General features: G+C 71.1%; 14 protein-coding genes and 1 pseudogene. 8 read left to right on the top strand and 7 right to left on the bottom strand.

All coding sequences use genetic code 11. From position 1 onward, the window contains the following. Window positions 1–55: 55 nt before the first annotated feature. A complete protein-coding gene (locus HZU84_RS15210; protein WP_149505064.1) occupies window positions 56–1,948 on the bottom strand; it encodes a DEAD/DEAH box helicase in 1,893 nt (630 codons plus the stop codon). Window positions 1,949–2,184: 236 nt separating this feature from the next. On the opposite strand from HZU84_RS15210, the gene HZU84_RS15205 reads away from it, so the two are divergent. After that, window positions 2,185–2,619 (top strand): CBS domain-containing protein, encoded by a 435-nt coding sequence (locus HZU84_RS15205; RefSeq protein WP_149505065.1) that lies wholly within the window; start codon window positions 2,185–2,187, stop codon window positions 2,617–2,619. Here the strand turns inward: HZU84_RS15205 and HZU84_RS15200 are convergent. Then, a pseudogene (locus HZU84_RS15200) lies at window positions 2,604–3,533 on the bottom strand (LysR substrate-binding domain-containing protein). The gene HZU84_RS15205 and the pseudogene HZU84_RS15200 overlap by 16 nt on opposite strands. Before the next feature lie 125 nt (window positions 3,534–3,658). Here HZU84_RS15200 and HZU84_RS15195 point away from each other — a divergent pair. From HZU84_RS15195 to HZU84_RS15165, 7 genes are all read left to right on the top strand, one after another. After that, window positions 3,659–4,792, top strand: a complete 1,134-nt coding sequence (locus HZU84_RS15195) for a tartrate dehydrogenase (RefSeq protein WP_149505066.1) — start codon at window positions 3,659–3,661, stop codon at window positions 4,790–4,792. 116 nt (window positions 4,793–4,908) lie between these two features. Further along, complete coding sequence (locus tag HZU84_RS15190) at window positions 4,909–6,639, top strand: cation:proton antiporter domain-containing protein (RefSeq protein WP_149505067.1); 1,731 nt, start codon at window positions 4,909–4,911, stop codon at window positions 6,637–6,639. A 101-nt stretch (window positions 6,640–6,740) separates the two neighbouring features. Then, complete coding sequence (locus HZU84_RS15185) at window positions 6,741–7,328, top strand: GNAT family N-acetyltransferase (protein WP_149505068.1); 588 nt, start codon at window positions 6,741–6,743, stop codon at window positions 7,326–7,328. An 11-nt stretch (window positions 7,329–7,339) separates the two neighbouring features. After that, complete coding sequence (locus HZU84_RS15180; protein ID WP_149505069.1) at window positions 7,340–7,705, top strand: hypothetical protein; 366 nt, start codon at window positions 7,340–7,342, stop codon at window positions 7,703–7,705. Window positions 7,706–7,786: 81 nt separating this feature from the next. Then, window positions 7,787–8,593, top strand: a complete 807-nt coding sequence (locus HZU84_RS15175) for a HupE/UreJ family protein (protein ID WP_244954377.1) — start codon at window positions 7,787–7,789, stop codon at window positions 8,591–8,593. A gap of 55 nt (window positions 8,594–8,648) precedes the next feature. Then, window positions 8,649–9,011 (top strand): DUF6488 family protein, encoded by a 363-nt coding sequence (locus tag HZU84_RS15170; RefSeq protein WP_149505070.1) that lies wholly within the window; start codon window positions 8,649–8,651, stop codon window positions 9,009–9,011. A gap of 26 nt (window positions 9,012–9,037) precedes the next feature. Continuing rightward, window positions 9,038–10,051 (top strand): DMT family transporter, encoded by a 1,014-nt coding sequence (locus HZU84_RS15165; RefSeq protein WP_149505422.1) that lies wholly within the window; start codon window positions 9,038–9,040, stop codon window positions 10,049–10,051. A gap of 1 nt (window position 10,052) precedes the next feature. On the opposite strand, the gene chrA is transcribed toward HZU84_RS15165, so the two are convergent. The 5 genes from chrA to HZU84_RS15140 form a co-directional block, all read right to left on the bottom strand. After that, window positions 10,053–11,387: a chromate efflux transporter gene (gene chrA / locus HZU84_RS15160; protein WP_219340959.1), complete on the bottom strand. Its 1,335-nt coding sequence runs from the start codon at window positions 11,385–11,387 to the stop codon at window positions 10,053–10,055. Then, on the bottom strand, window positions 11,384–12,841 hold the full coding sequence (locus tag HZU84_RS15155) for a TrkH family potassium uptake protein (RefSeq protein ID WP_149505071.1): 1,458 nt from the start codon (window positions 12,839–12,841) through the stop codon (window positions 11,384–11,386). The genes chrA and HZU84_RS15155 overlap by 4 nt, the downstream gene beginning before the upstream one ends. An 18-nt stretch (window positions 12,842–12,859) precedes the next feature. Beyond that, on the bottom strand, window positions 12,860–14,239 hold the full coding sequence (gene trkA, locus HZU84_RS15150; RefSeq protein WP_149505072.1) for a Trk system potassium transporter TrkA: 1,380 nt from the start codon (window positions 14,237–14,239) through the stop codon (window positions 12,860–12,862). Between the two features lie 75 nt (window positions 14,240–14,314). Then, the gene (locus HZU84_RS15145; protein ID WP_149505073.1) at window positions 14,315–14,596 is read right to left on the bottom strand and encodes a hypothetical protein; all 282 of its coding nucleotides are present in this window, start codon (window positions 14,594–14,596) and stop codon (window positions 14,315–14,317) included. A 149-nt stretch (window positions 14,597–14,745) separates the two neighbouring features. Continuing rightward, window positions 14,746–15,282 carry a phosphonate C-P lyase system protein PhnH gene (locus tag HZU84_RS15140; RefSeq protein ID WP_149505074.1) on the bottom strand — a complete coding sequence of 179 codons (537 nt, stop codon included), beginning with the start codon at window positions 15,280–15,282 and terminating at the stop codon, window positions 14,746–14,748. Between the last annotated feature and the right edge of the window lie 78 nt (window positions 15,283–15,360).

Raw genomic sequence — 15,360 nt, 5'->3', positions numbered from 1 at the left:
TTCAGTATAGAGACCTCCCGGTCCGGGGTGCAAGGGTTTTGCTGCACTGCAGCAATCATTGGAGCGCAGGCTCTAGTCCCTGCTCCAGCAGCGCCGCCTGCAGCCGCTCCACCACCGGCGAGCTGCCGCAGCACGACAGCACCAGCGACTGCGTCGCGCGGGTCATCGCGACATAGACCAGCCGCACCGCGTCTTCCAGCGTCTCGTCGCGCCAGGGCAGGCGCTGCAGGCCGGCAACATGCACATGGGCGAATTCCAGCCCTTTGGCGCTGTGCAGCGTGACCAGCCGGATGCCGGCCTGGCTCCAGTCGAAATGCTGGAAGCCGGTGCTGCCCATCGACTGCAGCGGCAGGCCGCGCCGCGCCAGCGCCTCGGCGATCGGCGCCATCTGCGCCCGGGTGCGGCACAGCACCGCGATCTCGCCGAGCGGCGTGCCTGCGACCACCGCGTCGGCGATGCGCGCGGCCAGCAGCTCGGCCTCCTCATGCTCGCTGCGGGCGCGGATCAGCACCGGGCGCGGGCCGCGCCGGCCGGAGCTGCTCGGCGCCACGCCGGTGACGCGGTCGTCCTCGTCGTCGCGGCCGGCCTCGCGGTCGCGGCCGCGCTCGGGCAGCAGGCCGCGCGCGAAACGCAGCGCCAGTCCGAGCACCTCGGCGGTGTTGCGGTAGTTCAGCCGCAGCACGCTGGTGCGGCCGCGCGCCTGGATGCCGACGCTGGTGAAGCTGAAGCGTCGGCGCAGACGTTGGTAGATCGACTGCGCATCGTCGTAGAGCACCAGCAGCCGGCGCGCGGCCGGATCGGTCATCGCCGCGGCCAGGCGCAGCCAGCCGTCCTCGAAGTCGTGGGCTTCGTCGATCAGCACCGCATGGTGGCCGCCCAGCGGCACCCGGCCGGCATCGGCCGCGGCGATCACCGCCTGCGCCAGCCGCGCCGGCGCGTCGGTGTCGTCCTGGCCCTCGGGTGCGGCGGGCACCGCGATGCGGTGACGCCGCGCCAGCTCGGCGCACCAGCCGTGGAAGGTGCGCACCTGCAGCCGTGCGCGCAAGGGCTCGTCGGGGGCGATCAGCGCCTCGATGCGGTCGGCCAGCGCGCGGTTGTAGCAGAGCACCAGCACCGGGCGTGCCGGCTCGGCCTCGCTCGCCAGCAGCCGAGCGCGGTGCACCAGGATCATCGTCTTGCCCGAGCCGGCCACGCCGTGAATGACCCGGTGGCCGTCGCCCAGCGTGCGCGCGACCTGCTCCTGCTGCAGGTCCATCACCTGCAGCAGGTCGGGCACCTCGGGCGGCGCCTCGGCGGGGGTGGGTGCCGGGGCCGGCGCACCCAGCCGCAGCTCGGGAAACAGGTGCCAGCGGATGCGTTCGCGCTGCGCCGGCGTCAGCCGCTGCGGCAGGTCGACGGTGAACAGGCCGGAGAGGCGCTGCACGAAGGTTTCCGGATCGACGCTGTCGTCGAGGTCGTCGCGCAGCAGCGTGCGCGACGGTGGGAAGACCGCGTCGAAGCCGGGCAGGGCGGCGACCTCGGCCCGGCGCAGGTTCGACATCACCGCGCCCCAGCCGTAGCGCAGCGCCAGCCGGCCGCGGTGCGGGCCGTCGTCATGCACCAGCGCCGGATCGCGCTGCAGCAGGTCGGCCAGCGCCATCGCGTGGTCGCGCACCTGGCGCAGCGGATGCGCCGTCATCACCGGGCCGCTGGCGGTGGCCAGCTCGACCCGGTCGGGCGTGGCCTGGCGGATCGTCGCGAGCTTCCAGTCCTTCACCTCGAGCAGCAGCAGCCCCAGCCCGGGGCCGAGCACGATGAAGTCGGGCTGGCGCGCGGCCTCGCCGACCGGCAGGTCATGCCAGACGATGTGCTGGTCGTCGAGGCACTGGCGCAGCTGGTCGAGCACACGGCGCTCGCCGGCGTTGCAGCGGGATTCGATCTGGCGCAAGCCCTGGGGAAACTGGGCCATCGGGGGCAATCAGGTGGAGGAGCGGTTCGGAGGTCGGAGCGAAGAGCGGTTCGGACGGCCGCGGGGCGCGATCCTTGCATGAGATCGGCGCCCGTGTCGCGTTTCCTGAATTCCGAAGGCAGCCCGAGGCTGAAGTTTCATTTCCGGGCTCGAATCCGGAAAGACCATCAGCCCGCCGGCGCCGCGATTACGCGAAGATGGGCCATCGATCCGCTGATCGCCGCCAAGGAGTCGCCATGAGCACCGTTGCCCAGATCCTGAAGTCCAAGCCCGTCAACCAGCCGGTGCGCACGCTGCCGCCGCAGGCTACCGTGCGCGAGGCCATCGAGCTGATGGCCGAGCACCGCATCGGTGCGCTGCTGGTCGCCGAGGACGATCGCATCGTCGGCATCTTCACCGAGCGCGACTACGCCCGGAAGATCGAGGTGCGCGGCCGTTCCTCGGCCGACACCCGGCTGGCCGAGGTGATGACGCCCGACGTGCTGCATGTCGGGCCGGCCACCACGACGCAGGAGTGCATGGCGCTGATGACCGACAAGCGCCTGCGCCACCTGCCGGTGCTCGACGGCGGTCAGGTCGTCGGCATGGTCTCGATCGGTGACCTGGTCAAGGAGATCATTTCCGAGCAGCAGTTCATGATCGCCCAGCTCGAGAGCTACATCCGCAGCTGAGCCGATCGCGCGAACCAGTCCGCCAGGAAGTCGAGCGCCACCCGCAGCCGAGCCGATCCGTCGGCCCGGCCCGCATGCACCGCCCAGATGCTGGCGTTCTGGCGCCAGTCGGGCAGCAGCTGCACCAGCCGGCCCTCGGCCAGCGGTGCGGCCACATCCCACAGCGAGCGCAGCACGATGCCGTGGCCCTGCAGCGCCCAGTCGACCGCGATCTCGCCGTGGTTGGTCGACAGCGGGCCGGTGACGCGCACCGTCTGCTCGCGCTCGCCCTGCTGCGCGTGCTGCAGCCGCCAGACGCCGAAGGGATGGTCGCGCTCGCGCACCACCAGGCAGTCGTGGCCGGCCAGCTCGGCCGGGCTGCGCGGGGGCTCGCGCCGCGCGAGGTAGTCGGGCGCGGCGCACAGCACCCGGTGATTGGCCGCCAGCCGGTGCGCCACCCACTGCGGCGCGATCTCGTCGCCGACGCGGATGTCGAGGTCGTAGCCCTCGGCAGCGATGTCGACCAGCCGGTCGAGCACCTCGAAGCGCACCGTCAGCCGCGGACAGGCCCGCGCCAGCGCCGCCAGCGCCGGCGCCACATGGCGCCGCCCGAAGCCGAAGCTGCTGCACACCCTGAGCGCGCCGCGCGGCTCGGCGCGCACCGCCGAGACCTAGCCGACCAGATCGTCCATCGCGTCGAGCAGCGGCTGCGCGCGCAGGCAGAGCTGCTCGCCCTGCGGCGTCAGGCCGATGCGCCGGGTGGTGCGGTGCAGCAGCGTCGCGCCCAGCTGCGCCTCCAGCAGCCTCACCCGCTTGCTCACGCCGGCGGTCGACAGCCCCAGCTCGGCCGCAGCCGCCGAGAAGCCGCCGCGGCGCACCACGGTCAGGAACAGGCGCAGATCGTCGGGATGGGGCGTGGCGGGCGAGGTCGTCATCCAGCGGATTGTCAACGCATCGTGCACGATGGATCAACGATCCGGGGCATTGGAAACCGGCCGTGCGGGCCTAGCATCGCGGCATTCCTTCTCCTGCCCGTTTTCTTCCCGTTCCTGGAGTCCCGATGTCCCCGACCCTGCCGTCCACCGCGTTGACCACGCCCACCGAGTCTTCCCGCCCGTTCCGCGTCGCCGTCATCGCCGGCGACGGCATCGGCAAGGAGGTGATGCCCGAGGGCCTGCGCGTGCTGCGCGCCGCCGCCGAGCGCTTCGGCCTGGCGATCGAGACGACCGAATTCCCGTGGGCGAGCTGCGACTGGTTTGTCGAGCATGGCGAGATGATGCCGGCCGACTGGAAGGCGCAGCTGAGCGGCATGGACGCGATCCTGTTCGGCGCGGTCGGCTGGCCGGCGACGGTGCCCGACCACGTCTCGCTGTGGGGCTCGCTGCTGAAGTTCCGCCGCGAGTTCGACCAGTACATCAATCTGCGCCCGGCACGGCTGTTCGAGGGCGTGCCCTGCCCGCTGGCCGGCAGGAAGCCCGGCGACATCGACATGCTGATCGTGCGCGAGAACACCGAGGGCGAGTACACCAACCTCGGCGGCACGATGTTCGCCGGCACCGAGCGCGAGATCGTCATCCAGGAATCGGTCTTCAGCCGCTTCGGCGCCGACCGGGTGCTGCAATACGCCTTCGAGCTGGCCGCCAGCCGCCCACGCCGGCACCTGACGGTGGCGACCAAGAGCAACGGCATCGCGCTGAGCATGCCGTGGTGGGACGGCCGCGCCGACGCGATGCACGCAAGTTATCCCCAGGTGGCCGTGGACAAGCAGCACATCGACATCCTCACCGCGCGCTTCGTGCTGCAGCCGCAGCGCTTCGACGTGGTGGTGGCGACCAACCTGTTCGGCGACATCCTCAGCGACCTGGGCCCGGCCTGCACCGGCACGATCGGCATCGCGCCCTCGGCCAACCTGAATCCGGAGCGGCGCTTCCCCAGCCTGTTCGAGCCGGTGCACGGCTCGGCGCCGGACATCTATGGCCGGGGCATCGCCAACCCGATCGCGATGATCTGGTCGGCGGCGATGCTGCTGGACTTCCTGACCGAGGGCACTGGCGCCGGCCGCGCCGCGCACGACGCCATCGTCGGTGCGATCGAGGCCGTGCTGCGCGACGGGCCGCGCACGCCCGATCTGGGCGGCACGGCCGACACGGTGGCGGTGGGCGAGGCGATCGCGGCGCAGGTGGCCGGCCGTTGAGCGCCCGCCGTCTGGGGTCTCCCGCCGATGGCTGAACGCTGGGGCTGAACTGTCGGGAAGAATCGGGATCCATCGCCCGGTTCCATCACACATCACCCGAGGGAGTTGCGCCGTCCATGCCCCATGACGTCAGCCTGATCGCCACCATCGCCGCCGCCTTCGGGCTGGCCCTGATTCTCGGCCTGCTGGCGATGAAGCTCAGGCTGCCGCCGCTGGTGGGCTATCTGCTGGCGGGTGTGGTGGTCAGTCCGGCCACGCCGGGCTATGTGGCCGACGTGGGCCTGGCCGGCCAGCTCGCCGAGATCGGCGTGATGCTGCTGATGTTCGGCGTCGGGCTGCATTTCTCGCTCGATGACCTGATGGCGGTGCGCCGCATCGCGGTGCCTGGCGCGATCGTGCAGATCGTCGTGGCCACGCTGCTGGGCGCTGGCGCGGCGATGCTCTGGGGCTGGAGCGGTGGCGCGGCCATCGTCTTCGGGCTGTGCCTGTCGGTGGCCAGCACCGTGGTGCTGCTGCGTGCGCTGGAGGCGCGCGGGCTGCTGAAGTCGGAGCAGGGCCGCATCGCGGTGGGCTGGCTGGTGGTCGAGGACCTGGTGATGGTGCTGGTGCTGGTGCTGCTGCCGGCGCTCTCGGGCCTGCTGGGCGCGCCGGCCTCCGGCACGACCGAGGCGGCCGCGGCCGGCGGATCCGCCGCGCTGTGGAGCGCCATCGGCCTGACGCTGGCCAAGGTGGCGGCCTTTGTCGTGCTGATGCTGGTGGTCGGGCGGCGGCTGCTGCCGCGGCTGCTGTGGTGGGTGGCGCGCACCGGCTCGCAGGAGCTGTTCACGCTCGGCGTGGTCGCTACCGCGATCGGGGTGGCCTTCGGCGCGGCCAAGCTCTTCGATGTGTCCTTCGCGCTCGGCGCCTTCTTCGCCGGGATGATGATGCGCGAGTCGGAGTTCAGCCACCGCGCCGCCGACGAGACGCTGCCGCTGCGCGATGCCTTCGCGGTGCTGTTCTTCGTCTCGGTGGGCATGCTGTTCGATCCGGCGGTGCTGTGGACCGAGCCGCTGCGGGTGCTGTCGGTGGTGCTGGTCATCCTGGTGGGCAAGACGGTCGCGGCGGTGGCGCTGGTGCTGATGCTGCGCTACTCGCTGGGCACCGCGCTGACCGTCGGCGCCAGCCTGGCGCAGATCGGCGAGTTCTCCTTCATCCTGGCCGGACTGGGCGTGACGCTCGGCCTGATGCCGGCCGAGGCGCAGAGCCTGGTGCTGGCCGGCGCGATCCTGTCGATCGCGGTCAATCCGGCGCTGTTCTCCCTGATCGCGCCCTTCGAGCGCTGGCTGCTGGCGCGCTCCGCCCTGGCCCGCCGTCTCGAGGCGCGCATCGAGCCGCTGTCGGCGCTGCCGACCTCGACCGACGAGAAGCTGCTGCGCGATCAGGTCATCGTCGTCGGCCACGGCCGGGTCGGCCGGCCGCTGGTTCAGGCGCTGCAGGAGCGCCAGGTGCCGCTGGTGGTGGTGGACCTCGGCCGCGAGCGGGTCGACCGCCTGCGTGCCGAGGGTCTGGCGGCGGTCTGCGGCGACGCGGCCGAGCCGGAGGTGCTGGTGCAGGCCCATGTCGCCCAGGCGGCGATGCTGGTGGTCACCGCGGGCGACGCGCTGGCGCTGCGCCGCATGGTCGAGACTGCCCGCACCCTCAATCCCGCCATCCGCGTGCTGCTGCGCGCCGCCAGCGAGGACGAGGCCGAGCTGCTGCGCGGCGAGGGCCTGGGCACGGTGCTGACCTGCGAAAGGGAGCTGGCCCGGGGCCTGGGTCAGGGGGTGATCGAGGCGCTGGGGGCCTCGATCAGCCCGCGCTCAGCCTGAGTGGCGTATTGTTGCCAGATGTTTCAAGGGTGCCGGACTCCCGCCGGTTTCCTGCAGAGCAGCGGCACATCGCCGCAACACAGAGCCTCAACAGAGCCGACATGAATCCATCTCCGGTGTCGATCCGCGGGGCCGGTCCGCAGGACTGGGCCTTCATTCATGCGCTGGTCGCGCAGCATTTCACCGGCCTGGTGGCCGAATCGGCGCTGTGCCACTGGCTCTGCCACGAGTCGCACCGTGTCTTTGTCGCCGAGCTGGGCGGGCGGCCGGTCGGCTTCATTCATGTGCAGCCCCGGCCGGCGGCCGGCGAGCTGTGGCTGAACCTGATCGCGGTGCAGGCCGAGGCGCGCCGCGGCGGGGTGGCCGCGCGGCTGCTGGCGCACTGCGAGGCGCTGGCCGCCGGCCAGGGCCTGACGCGGCTGGCGCTGCAGTGCCATGTCGGCAATCCGCAGGGGCTGGCGTTCTACGCGCGCGCCGGTTTCCTGCGCGGCGAGCAGCATCACGATCCGGAGATCGGGCAGGATTTCGTGCGCCATGTGCGCGCGGTGCCGCCCGGCACCGTGGCCGCGGCCTTCGGCGCGGCGCCGTCGATCTGGGCGGGGCGGCTGCGGCGGCTGCGGTACCGGCTGCGTGGCATGGGGCGCGGCACGCTGGGCGAGCTGCGCTCCGCGCAGCGCCTGTCTGGATAGAATCGTCCGCCATGCGCCGTGTCCTGCCTGTCCTGCTGCTTCTGGCTCTGCTGCTGCAGCAGCTGGTGTTGCCGCTGCTGCCAGGGCGCATCGAGCAGCAGGCGCACATGCTGGCCCATGCGTGGATCCATGCCGAGGGTGTGGCCCACCATCATCATCACGACGGCGACATGCACGCCGATCCTGACCCGCGTGATGCTCCGGCCGCACATGTCCATGCCGATGCCGGCGGGCCCTCACAGATGGCGGTGCTGATGCCGGCCATCGAGCTGCCCGACCTGCCGGGAGTGAATCTCCAGCCCGGCTATGCACCGCCCTTTCACCCCGATCTGAACCCGGAAGGGTTGTTGAGACCCCCCCGCCACCTCGTCGGCTGAGACTGTCGCGCCCGGCGAGGCTGTCCGCTGACTTGCGCACTGCGCCGGGCCTGTCCTGCACGCCCTTCCACGAGGTTTCCCTTGATCGCTTTCTTCTTGCGTATGCGACGCCGGCTGGCGCGCGTCCTGTTCACCGCTGCCGCGGCGGCGCTGCCTGTGCTGGCCTTCGCCCATGGCATTTCCGCCGAGGACCGCGAGCGCATGCTCTCCGGCGGCTATCTGCAGTATGTCGGCCTGGGCGCCACGCACATGCTCAGCGGCTACGACCACCTGCTGTTCCTGTTCGGCGTGGTGTTCTTCCTGAACACCTTCCGCGATGTGGCGAAGTTCGTCACCGTCTTCACGCTCGGGCACTGCATCACGCTGGTCTTCGCCACCTTCTGGGGCATCACCTGGAACTACTTCCTGATCGACGCGGTGATCGCGCTGAGCGTGATGTACAAGGCCTTCGACAACAACGGCGGCTTCCAGAAGCACCTCGGCATGGCCTCGCCGAACCTGCTCGGCATGGTCTTCGGCTTCGGGCTGCTGCACGGGTTCGGGCTGTCCACGCGCCTGCAGCAACTGCCGCTGGGTGATGACAGCACCGCGATGCTGCTGCGCATCCTGAGCTTCAACCTCGGGGTGGAGATCGGCCAGATCGCGGCGCTGACCGTGATGGTGGCGCTGCTGGCCATCTGGCGGAGGCGGCCATCGTTCGAGCGGCTCAGCTTCGCGGCGAACCAGTTGCTGATGGTTCTGGGCGCACTGCTGCTGCTGATGCAGCTGCACGGCTACCTGCACGACAGCGACCCCGACAGCTTCCGCTTCCCCGAGCAGGAACACCGCCACATCCACGAGGACATGGATGTCGAGAAGACGGTGGATCCGAGCCGCAACACCCTTTGACCCTAGACCCTTGACCTTTGCCCCAGGCCTTTGCCTTTCATCCAGGAGTCCGTCCATGAACCTCGTCACCCTCGCACGCACCGCCGTTCTGTCCGCTGCCGCACTGCTGGCCGCGCCCGCCGCCCTGGCCGATCCCGGCGCGGGCTGCCATTTCCACGGCAGCAAGCCCGCCGCCGAGGCCACCGTCGTCGGCTGCGCGACGCAGTACAAGGACAAGCTCGTCGCAGGCAACAAGGTCGAGAAGTCCTGGCAGGCCGTCTCCAGGCCCGAGAAGGTCGAGCAGATCGACGGCAAGAAGGGCAAGGAATGGCGCCTGACCTTCCGCAACCCGGCCGCGACCGACAAGGCGAAGGAATCGCTCTACCTGTTCTACACGCTGCCGGGCAACTTCATCGCCGCGAACCACACCGGGCAGTGACCGTGAGCCCGGTCTGGCATGGCGCGATGCTGGCGCTGCTCGCCTCGGCGCTGTTCGGTCTGAGCACGCCGCTGGTGCAGCGCTTCGGGGCCGGGCTCGGGCCGTTCGCCACCGCCGGGCTGCTGTATGCGGGTGCGGCGCTGCTGGGCGCGCTGCTGCGCCAGCCGGTCGGTCGAGAGGCGCAGCTGCAGCGCGGCGACGTCCCGCGCCTGCTGCTGATGGCGGCGTTCGGCGCGGTGCTCGGGCCGGTGGCGCTGGCCTGGGGGCTGCAGCACACCAGCGGGGCGAGCGCCTCGCTGATGCTGACGCTGGAGGCGCTGTTCACGGCCGCGCTGGCGCGGGTGCTCTACCGCGAGGCGCTCGACGCGCGGGTGCGCGCCGCGATGGCGCTGATCCTGTGCGGTGGCGTGCTGCTGGTGATCGACCAGGGCCTGAGCGGGCGCGCCGGCCTGGCCGGGCTGCTGGCGGTGCTGGTCGCCACCATGGCCTGGGGCGCGGACAACACCGTCTCGCGGGCACTGGCCGAGCGCGATCCGGGGCAGGTCGTGATGGTCAAGGCGACGCTCGGGGCGTCAGCGTCGGGGCTGCTCGCGGTGCTGGCCGGAGAGTCCGTGCCCTCATGGACGGCGGTGGCCGCGCTGCTGGCGGTTGGCGCGTCCGGCTACGGGCTGAGCCTGCGCTTCTACCTGCTGGCGCAGCGCACCTTCGGCGCGGCGCGCACCGGCTCGGTGTTCGCGCTGGCGCCGTTCCTGGGTGCGGTGGCGGCGGTCGCGCTGGGCGATCGGCAGTGGGGCGTCGGCATGGTGGCGGGCAGCGGGGCGATGCTGGCCGGCGTGCTGCTGCACCTGGCCGAGTCGCACGCGCACGAGCATGAGCACGAGGCGCTGGAGCACGAACATGCCCACCGCCACGACGACGGCCACCACGACCACTTGCACGACCCGATGCCCGTCGGCACGCACAGCCACTGGCACGCCCATGCGCCGATGCGCCACGCCCATGCGCATGCGCCGGACGCGCATCACACCCACGCGCACTGACTCAGCCCATCAGGCTCCTGAGCAGCCCCATCCCGGCGCAGACCGCCAGCACCTTGACGATGTCCTGCTGGTAGCGCCACAGCGCCACGAAGGCCACCACCGCCACCGCTGCCGAGAACACCTCGACCCCGCCCGAGAAGGGCGCGGCGGCCGTCGCCCGCGGCCAGACGACATGCCAGCCGAAGAACACCGCGAGGTTCAGGATCACGCCGACCACCGCGGCGGTGATGCCGGTCAGCGGCGCGGTGAACTGCAGCTTGCCGCGGGTGGACTCGACCAGCGGCGCACCGGCCAGGATGAAGACGAAGCTCGGCAGGAAGGTGAAGAAGGTCGCCACCGTGGCCCCGGCCAGACCGGCCAGTGCCAGCGCGTCCGGCCCGAAGATTTCCTTCGTCCACGCGCCGACGAAGCCGACGAAGGCCACCACCATGATCAGCGGCCCCGGCGTGGTCTCGCCCAGCGCCAGGCCGTCCATCATCTGCGGGCCGCTCAGCCAGCCGAAGGTCTCGACACCGCCCTGGTAGACATAGGGCAGCACCGCGTAGGCGCCGCCGAAGGTCAGCAGCGCCGCCTTCGTGAAGAAGCTGCCCATGTCGCGCAGCACCGGCTGGCCGAGCAGCAGCGCCATCGTCCCGAACCACAGCCCGAGCGCCACGCCCACCAGCACGAGCAGGTAGCCCCAGCGGAAACGGGCGTGCGGCGGTGCGGGCGTGTCGTCGTCGATCAGCGCGGGGCCGTGGCCGGCCTGGGCCGCGCCGTGGCTGCCGCCGGTCTGGAAATGCTGCGGCGCGATCCGCCCGCCGACCGCGCCGATCAGTCCGGCCGCCAGCACGATCGCCGGGAACGGCACATCGAAGCCGAACAGCGCGACGAAGGACAGCGCCGCCATCGCCTGCAGCACCCGGTTCTTCAGCGCCCGCGTGCCGATCCGCCACGCCGCGAAGACCACGATGGCGACCACGGCCGGCTTGATCCCGTCGAAGAGACCCTTCACGACGGGCACATCGCCGAACGCCAGATAGACCCAGGTCAGCCCCGCCAGGATGACCAGCGAGGGCAGCACGAACAGCGTGCCGGCGACGATGCCGCCCCAGGTCCGGTGCAGCAGCCAGCCCAGGTAGATGGCGAGCTGCTGCGCCTCCGGGCCGGGCAGCACCATGCAGTAGTTCAGTGCATGCAGGAAGCGGCCCTCGCTGATCCAGCGCCGGCGCTCGACCAGCTCGGCATGCATCAGCGCGATCTGGCCGGCCGGGCCGCCGAAGCTGATGAAGCCGAGCCGCAGCCAGTAGAGGAAGGCTTCGCCGAAGCTGGGGTGGCGCGGGGCGGTCATCGTCATCGCCGCCAGAACTGCGGCGTGAACAGGATCAGCACCGCGAACAGCTCCAACCGCCCGAGCAGCATCACCACGGTGCAGATCCAGGTCTGCGCGTCGGTGAGCCCCTGGTAGTTGTTGGCCGGGCCGACCTGGCCCAGGCCGGGGCCGGTGTTGTTGACGCAGGCCACCACCGCCGTGAACGCGCTGACGATGTCCAGCCCGGTCAGCAGCAGCGCCATCGTGCCGGCGGTCAGCACCGCGCCGTAGACCAGCATGAAGGCCTGCACCGAGAACAGCACCTGCGGCTCCACCACCGCGCCGCCCAGCGTCACCGGCCGCACCGCGCGCGGGTGCAGCAGCCGGGTGAACTCGCGCTGCACCTGCTTCATCAGCAAGAGCGAGCGGCTGAGCTTGATGCCGCCGCCGGTCGAGCCCGCGCAGGTCGCGAAGCCGCACAGGAACAGCATCAGGATCGGCGCGAAGATCGGCCACTGCGCGTAGTCGACCGTCGCGAAGCCGGTGGTCGTCGCCACCGAGATGACGTTGAATGCGGCGTGGCGCAGCGCGGTCGTCCACTCCGGATAGACGCCGTGCGCGACCAGGAAGACGGTGACCACCGCGACGCTGGCGGCCATCAGCACGAAGAACAGCCGCGCTTCCAGATCGCGCCACAGCGGTCGCATCGAGCGGCGCTGCCAGATGCGGAAATAGAGCGCGAAGTTCACGCCGGCCAGCAGCATGAACACGATGGCCACCAGTTCCACCTTCAGCGAGTCGAAGGCGGCGAAGCTGGCGTCATAGCCCGCCAGCCCGCCCAGGCCCATCGTCGAGCACATGTGCATGAAGGCGTCCGGCCAGCTCATGCCGGCCCAGCGATAGCCCAGCAGGCAGGCGGTGGCGATGGCGAAATAGACCGCCCACAGCCCGCGTGCGGTCTCGGCGATGCGCGGGGTGAGCTTGTCGTCCTTCATGGGGCCGGGTGTCTCGGCCTTGAAGACCTGGCTGCCGCCCACGCCCAGCAGCGGCAGGATCGCCACCGCCAGCACGATGATGCCCATGCCACCGATCAGCACCATGAAGCAGCGCCAGATGTTGAGCGACACCGGCAGCTTCTCCAGCCCGGTCAGCACGGTGGCGCCGGTTGTCGTCAGCCCGGAGACGGCCTCGAAGTAGGCATCGGTGAGGCTCAGGCCGGGAATGTGCAGCAGCAGCGGAATGGCGCCGAAGACCGGCAGCACCGTCCAGACCAGCGTCGCCAGCAGGAAGCCGTCATGCGGCTGCAGCTCGCGGTCGAGATGGCGGCAGTGCAGGAACAGGCCGGCGCCGATCGCGATGGTGATCGCCATCGACAGCGCGAAGCCCTCCTCGATGCCGTCGTGGCAGAAGTGCGAGAAGCCCAGCGGCACCGCCATCGTCAGCCCGAACAGCATCAGCACGCCGCCGAGCACCTTGAAGACCGGGTAGTAGTAGCGCATCGGATCGGCCGGCCGGTGTCAGAAGAAGGTCGCGCCGACCTGGAACAGCTTCTCGACCGCACGCACCTGGCGCTTGCTCGGCAGGAAGACGATGACATGGTCGTCGGTCTGGATGACGGTGTCGTGGTGGGCCATGATGACCTCGTCGCCGCGCACGATCGCGCCGATCTGCACGCCCTCGGGCAGGTCGATCTGCTCGATGCGCCGGCTCACCACCTTGGAGCTGCGCCGGTCGCCGCGCGCGATGATCTCCAGCGATTCGGCCGCGCCCTGGCGCATGCTGTGCACCGCCTCGACATCGCCGCGGCGCACATAGGCCAGCAGCTCGCCGATGACCGCATGCTGCGGCGAGATCGCCACGTCGATCTGCGTGCCCTGCACCAGCTCGGTGTAGGCGCGGCGGTTGATCAGCACGATGGCGCGGCGCGCGCCCAGGCGCTTGGACAGCAGGCCCGACAGGATGTTGTCCTCGTCGTCGCTCGACAGCGCGATGAAGACATCGGTCTCGCCGACATTGGCGTCGGTCATCAGCTCCTCGTCGGTGGCGTCGCCGTGCAGCACCAGCACCTCCGAGCCCAGCTCGGCGGCAAGGTACTCGCAGCGCTGGCGGTCGAGCTCGATCAGGCGGATCTCGCAGCGGCCGCGCAGCTCGCGCGCCAGGCGCAGGCCGACCTTGCCGCCGCCGGCGATCATGACGCGGCGCACCGGCCGGTCGCGCTCGCGCAGCGCGCACAGCACCTCGGTGACCGCGGCGGTGCGGGTCAGCACGAAGGCCTCGTCGCCGGCCTCGATGCGGGTGCTGCCGTCGGCCTTCAGCGGCTGCTCGCGCCGGAACAGGCCGACGACGCGCATGTCCAGGTTCGGCACCAGCGTCGGGATCTCGTCGAGCCGGTGGCCGACCAGCCGGCTGCCGGCGCCGGCGCGCACGCCCGCCAGCGTGACCCGTCCGCCCGCGAACTCGATGACACGCAGCGCCTCCGGATACTCGACGAGCTTGCGGATGTAGGTGGTGACCGACTGCTCCGGGCAGATCACATGGTCGACCGCGAAGCCGCCCTCGCGCGCCAGCAGCGGCGCGCCCTCGACGAACTCGGGCGAGCGCAGCCGCGCGATGGAGGTGGTGACGTTGAACAGGTCGTGCGCGACCTTGCAGACCGTCAGGTTGGTCTCGTCCTGCGGCGCGCAGGCCACCAGCAGGTCGCAGTCCTCGGCGCCGGCCTCGCGCAGCACCGAGGGCTGGATCGCGTTGCCGCAGACGCCGCGCAGGTCCAGGCGCTCCTGCAGATCGCGCAGCCGCTGCGGGTCGGTGTCGATGACGGTGATGTCGTTGCGCTCCGACACCAGGTGCTCTGCCACGCTGGTGCCGACCCGGCCGGCGCCGATGATCAGGATGTTCATGGCGCGATTATCGGCAGCGGCGCTGACGCCGGGGCGCGCGCTGCCGCGTCGGGCTTGTCCGGGATCAGGCCGTGATCAGGCCGGCAGCGCCACCGGCTGGCCGGAGAACCAGTCGCTCCAGGCCGAGGGGCGTGGTGCCTGGGCGCTCGGCGTGACCGGCTCGGCCAGGCCCGCCTCCAGCAGCGGCGTCAGGGCGGCCAGTGCCTGTGCCCGGTCCTCGTCCGGGCCGCGCAGCTGGTCCAGGGGGGTGTAGCCGTTGAGGCGCATCAGCAGGCGCAGGGCCTCGGCGGGCAGTTCCTGCTCCTCGAGCAGGGCGGCACGGCCCCGGTCGGTGCGCTGGAAGATCCTGTGGGTCATGGGCATTCCTCGAGCGTTAAGGAATTCGTTGTTTTAGACGGATGTCGCCCGGTTGTCACCGGGGGGCGCGATGGTAGCCGCAGTGCCTGCCCTTGTGTTTGCCTGCCCTTGTTTCACGCGGTTTCATCTGGCGGCTGCGCGCCGCGGCCTCAGCTGCAGAGCCAGACCCGCGACTGCCGGCCGATCGCCACCAGCCGGCGATCGCTGCACAGCACCAGATCGACCCCCGGGTCGGCCGGATCGGCCTCGGGCCGGCGCCGCCAGAAATGACGCGCGATGCCGGCTACGCTCAGGTGACGGGTGCCGTCGATGCACAGGCAGGGCGTGAGGTCCGGATCCTCGTCGTCGCGGGTGCGCTCGGCGCTGCGGCCGTCGCGCAGCGCCGGCACCTCGATCAGCAGCATCGCCGGCGTGCCGGCCGGCGTCTGCCACACCGCCGGGTCGACCTCGGCGGCGGTGGTCAGCGCCAGCCGCAGCGGCGCGGCATGACCGGACAGGGCCTGCAGCACCGTCTTCATCGCCGGCGACAGCCGGCCGGTGCCCTGGCGCACGAAGGGCCGGGCGGGCTGCGGCGGGCTGGACGGCTCGATCTCGAGAATCTCGCCTGGACGGGCCAGGGCCTGCTGCAGCAGGCGTGCGGCGCGCAGATCGTCGGCGTCAGGGGTGTCGGCGGGGTTCGGCATCATCGCGGAGGGCTCCTTCGGGTGGGCGTCGTGCGTCCTGCCTGTCAGTGTCCGGGGGCTCGATGACAGGGGCTTGTCGTG

It is taken from the genome of Sphaerotilus sulfidivorans (genome assembly GCF_013426975.1).
Lineage (GTDB): Bacteria > Pseudomonadota > Gammaproteobacteria > Burkholderiales > Burkholderiaceae_C > Sphaerotilus > Sphaerotilus sulfidivorans.
This window is presented reverse-complemented; position numbering and strand designations above follow the sequence as displayed.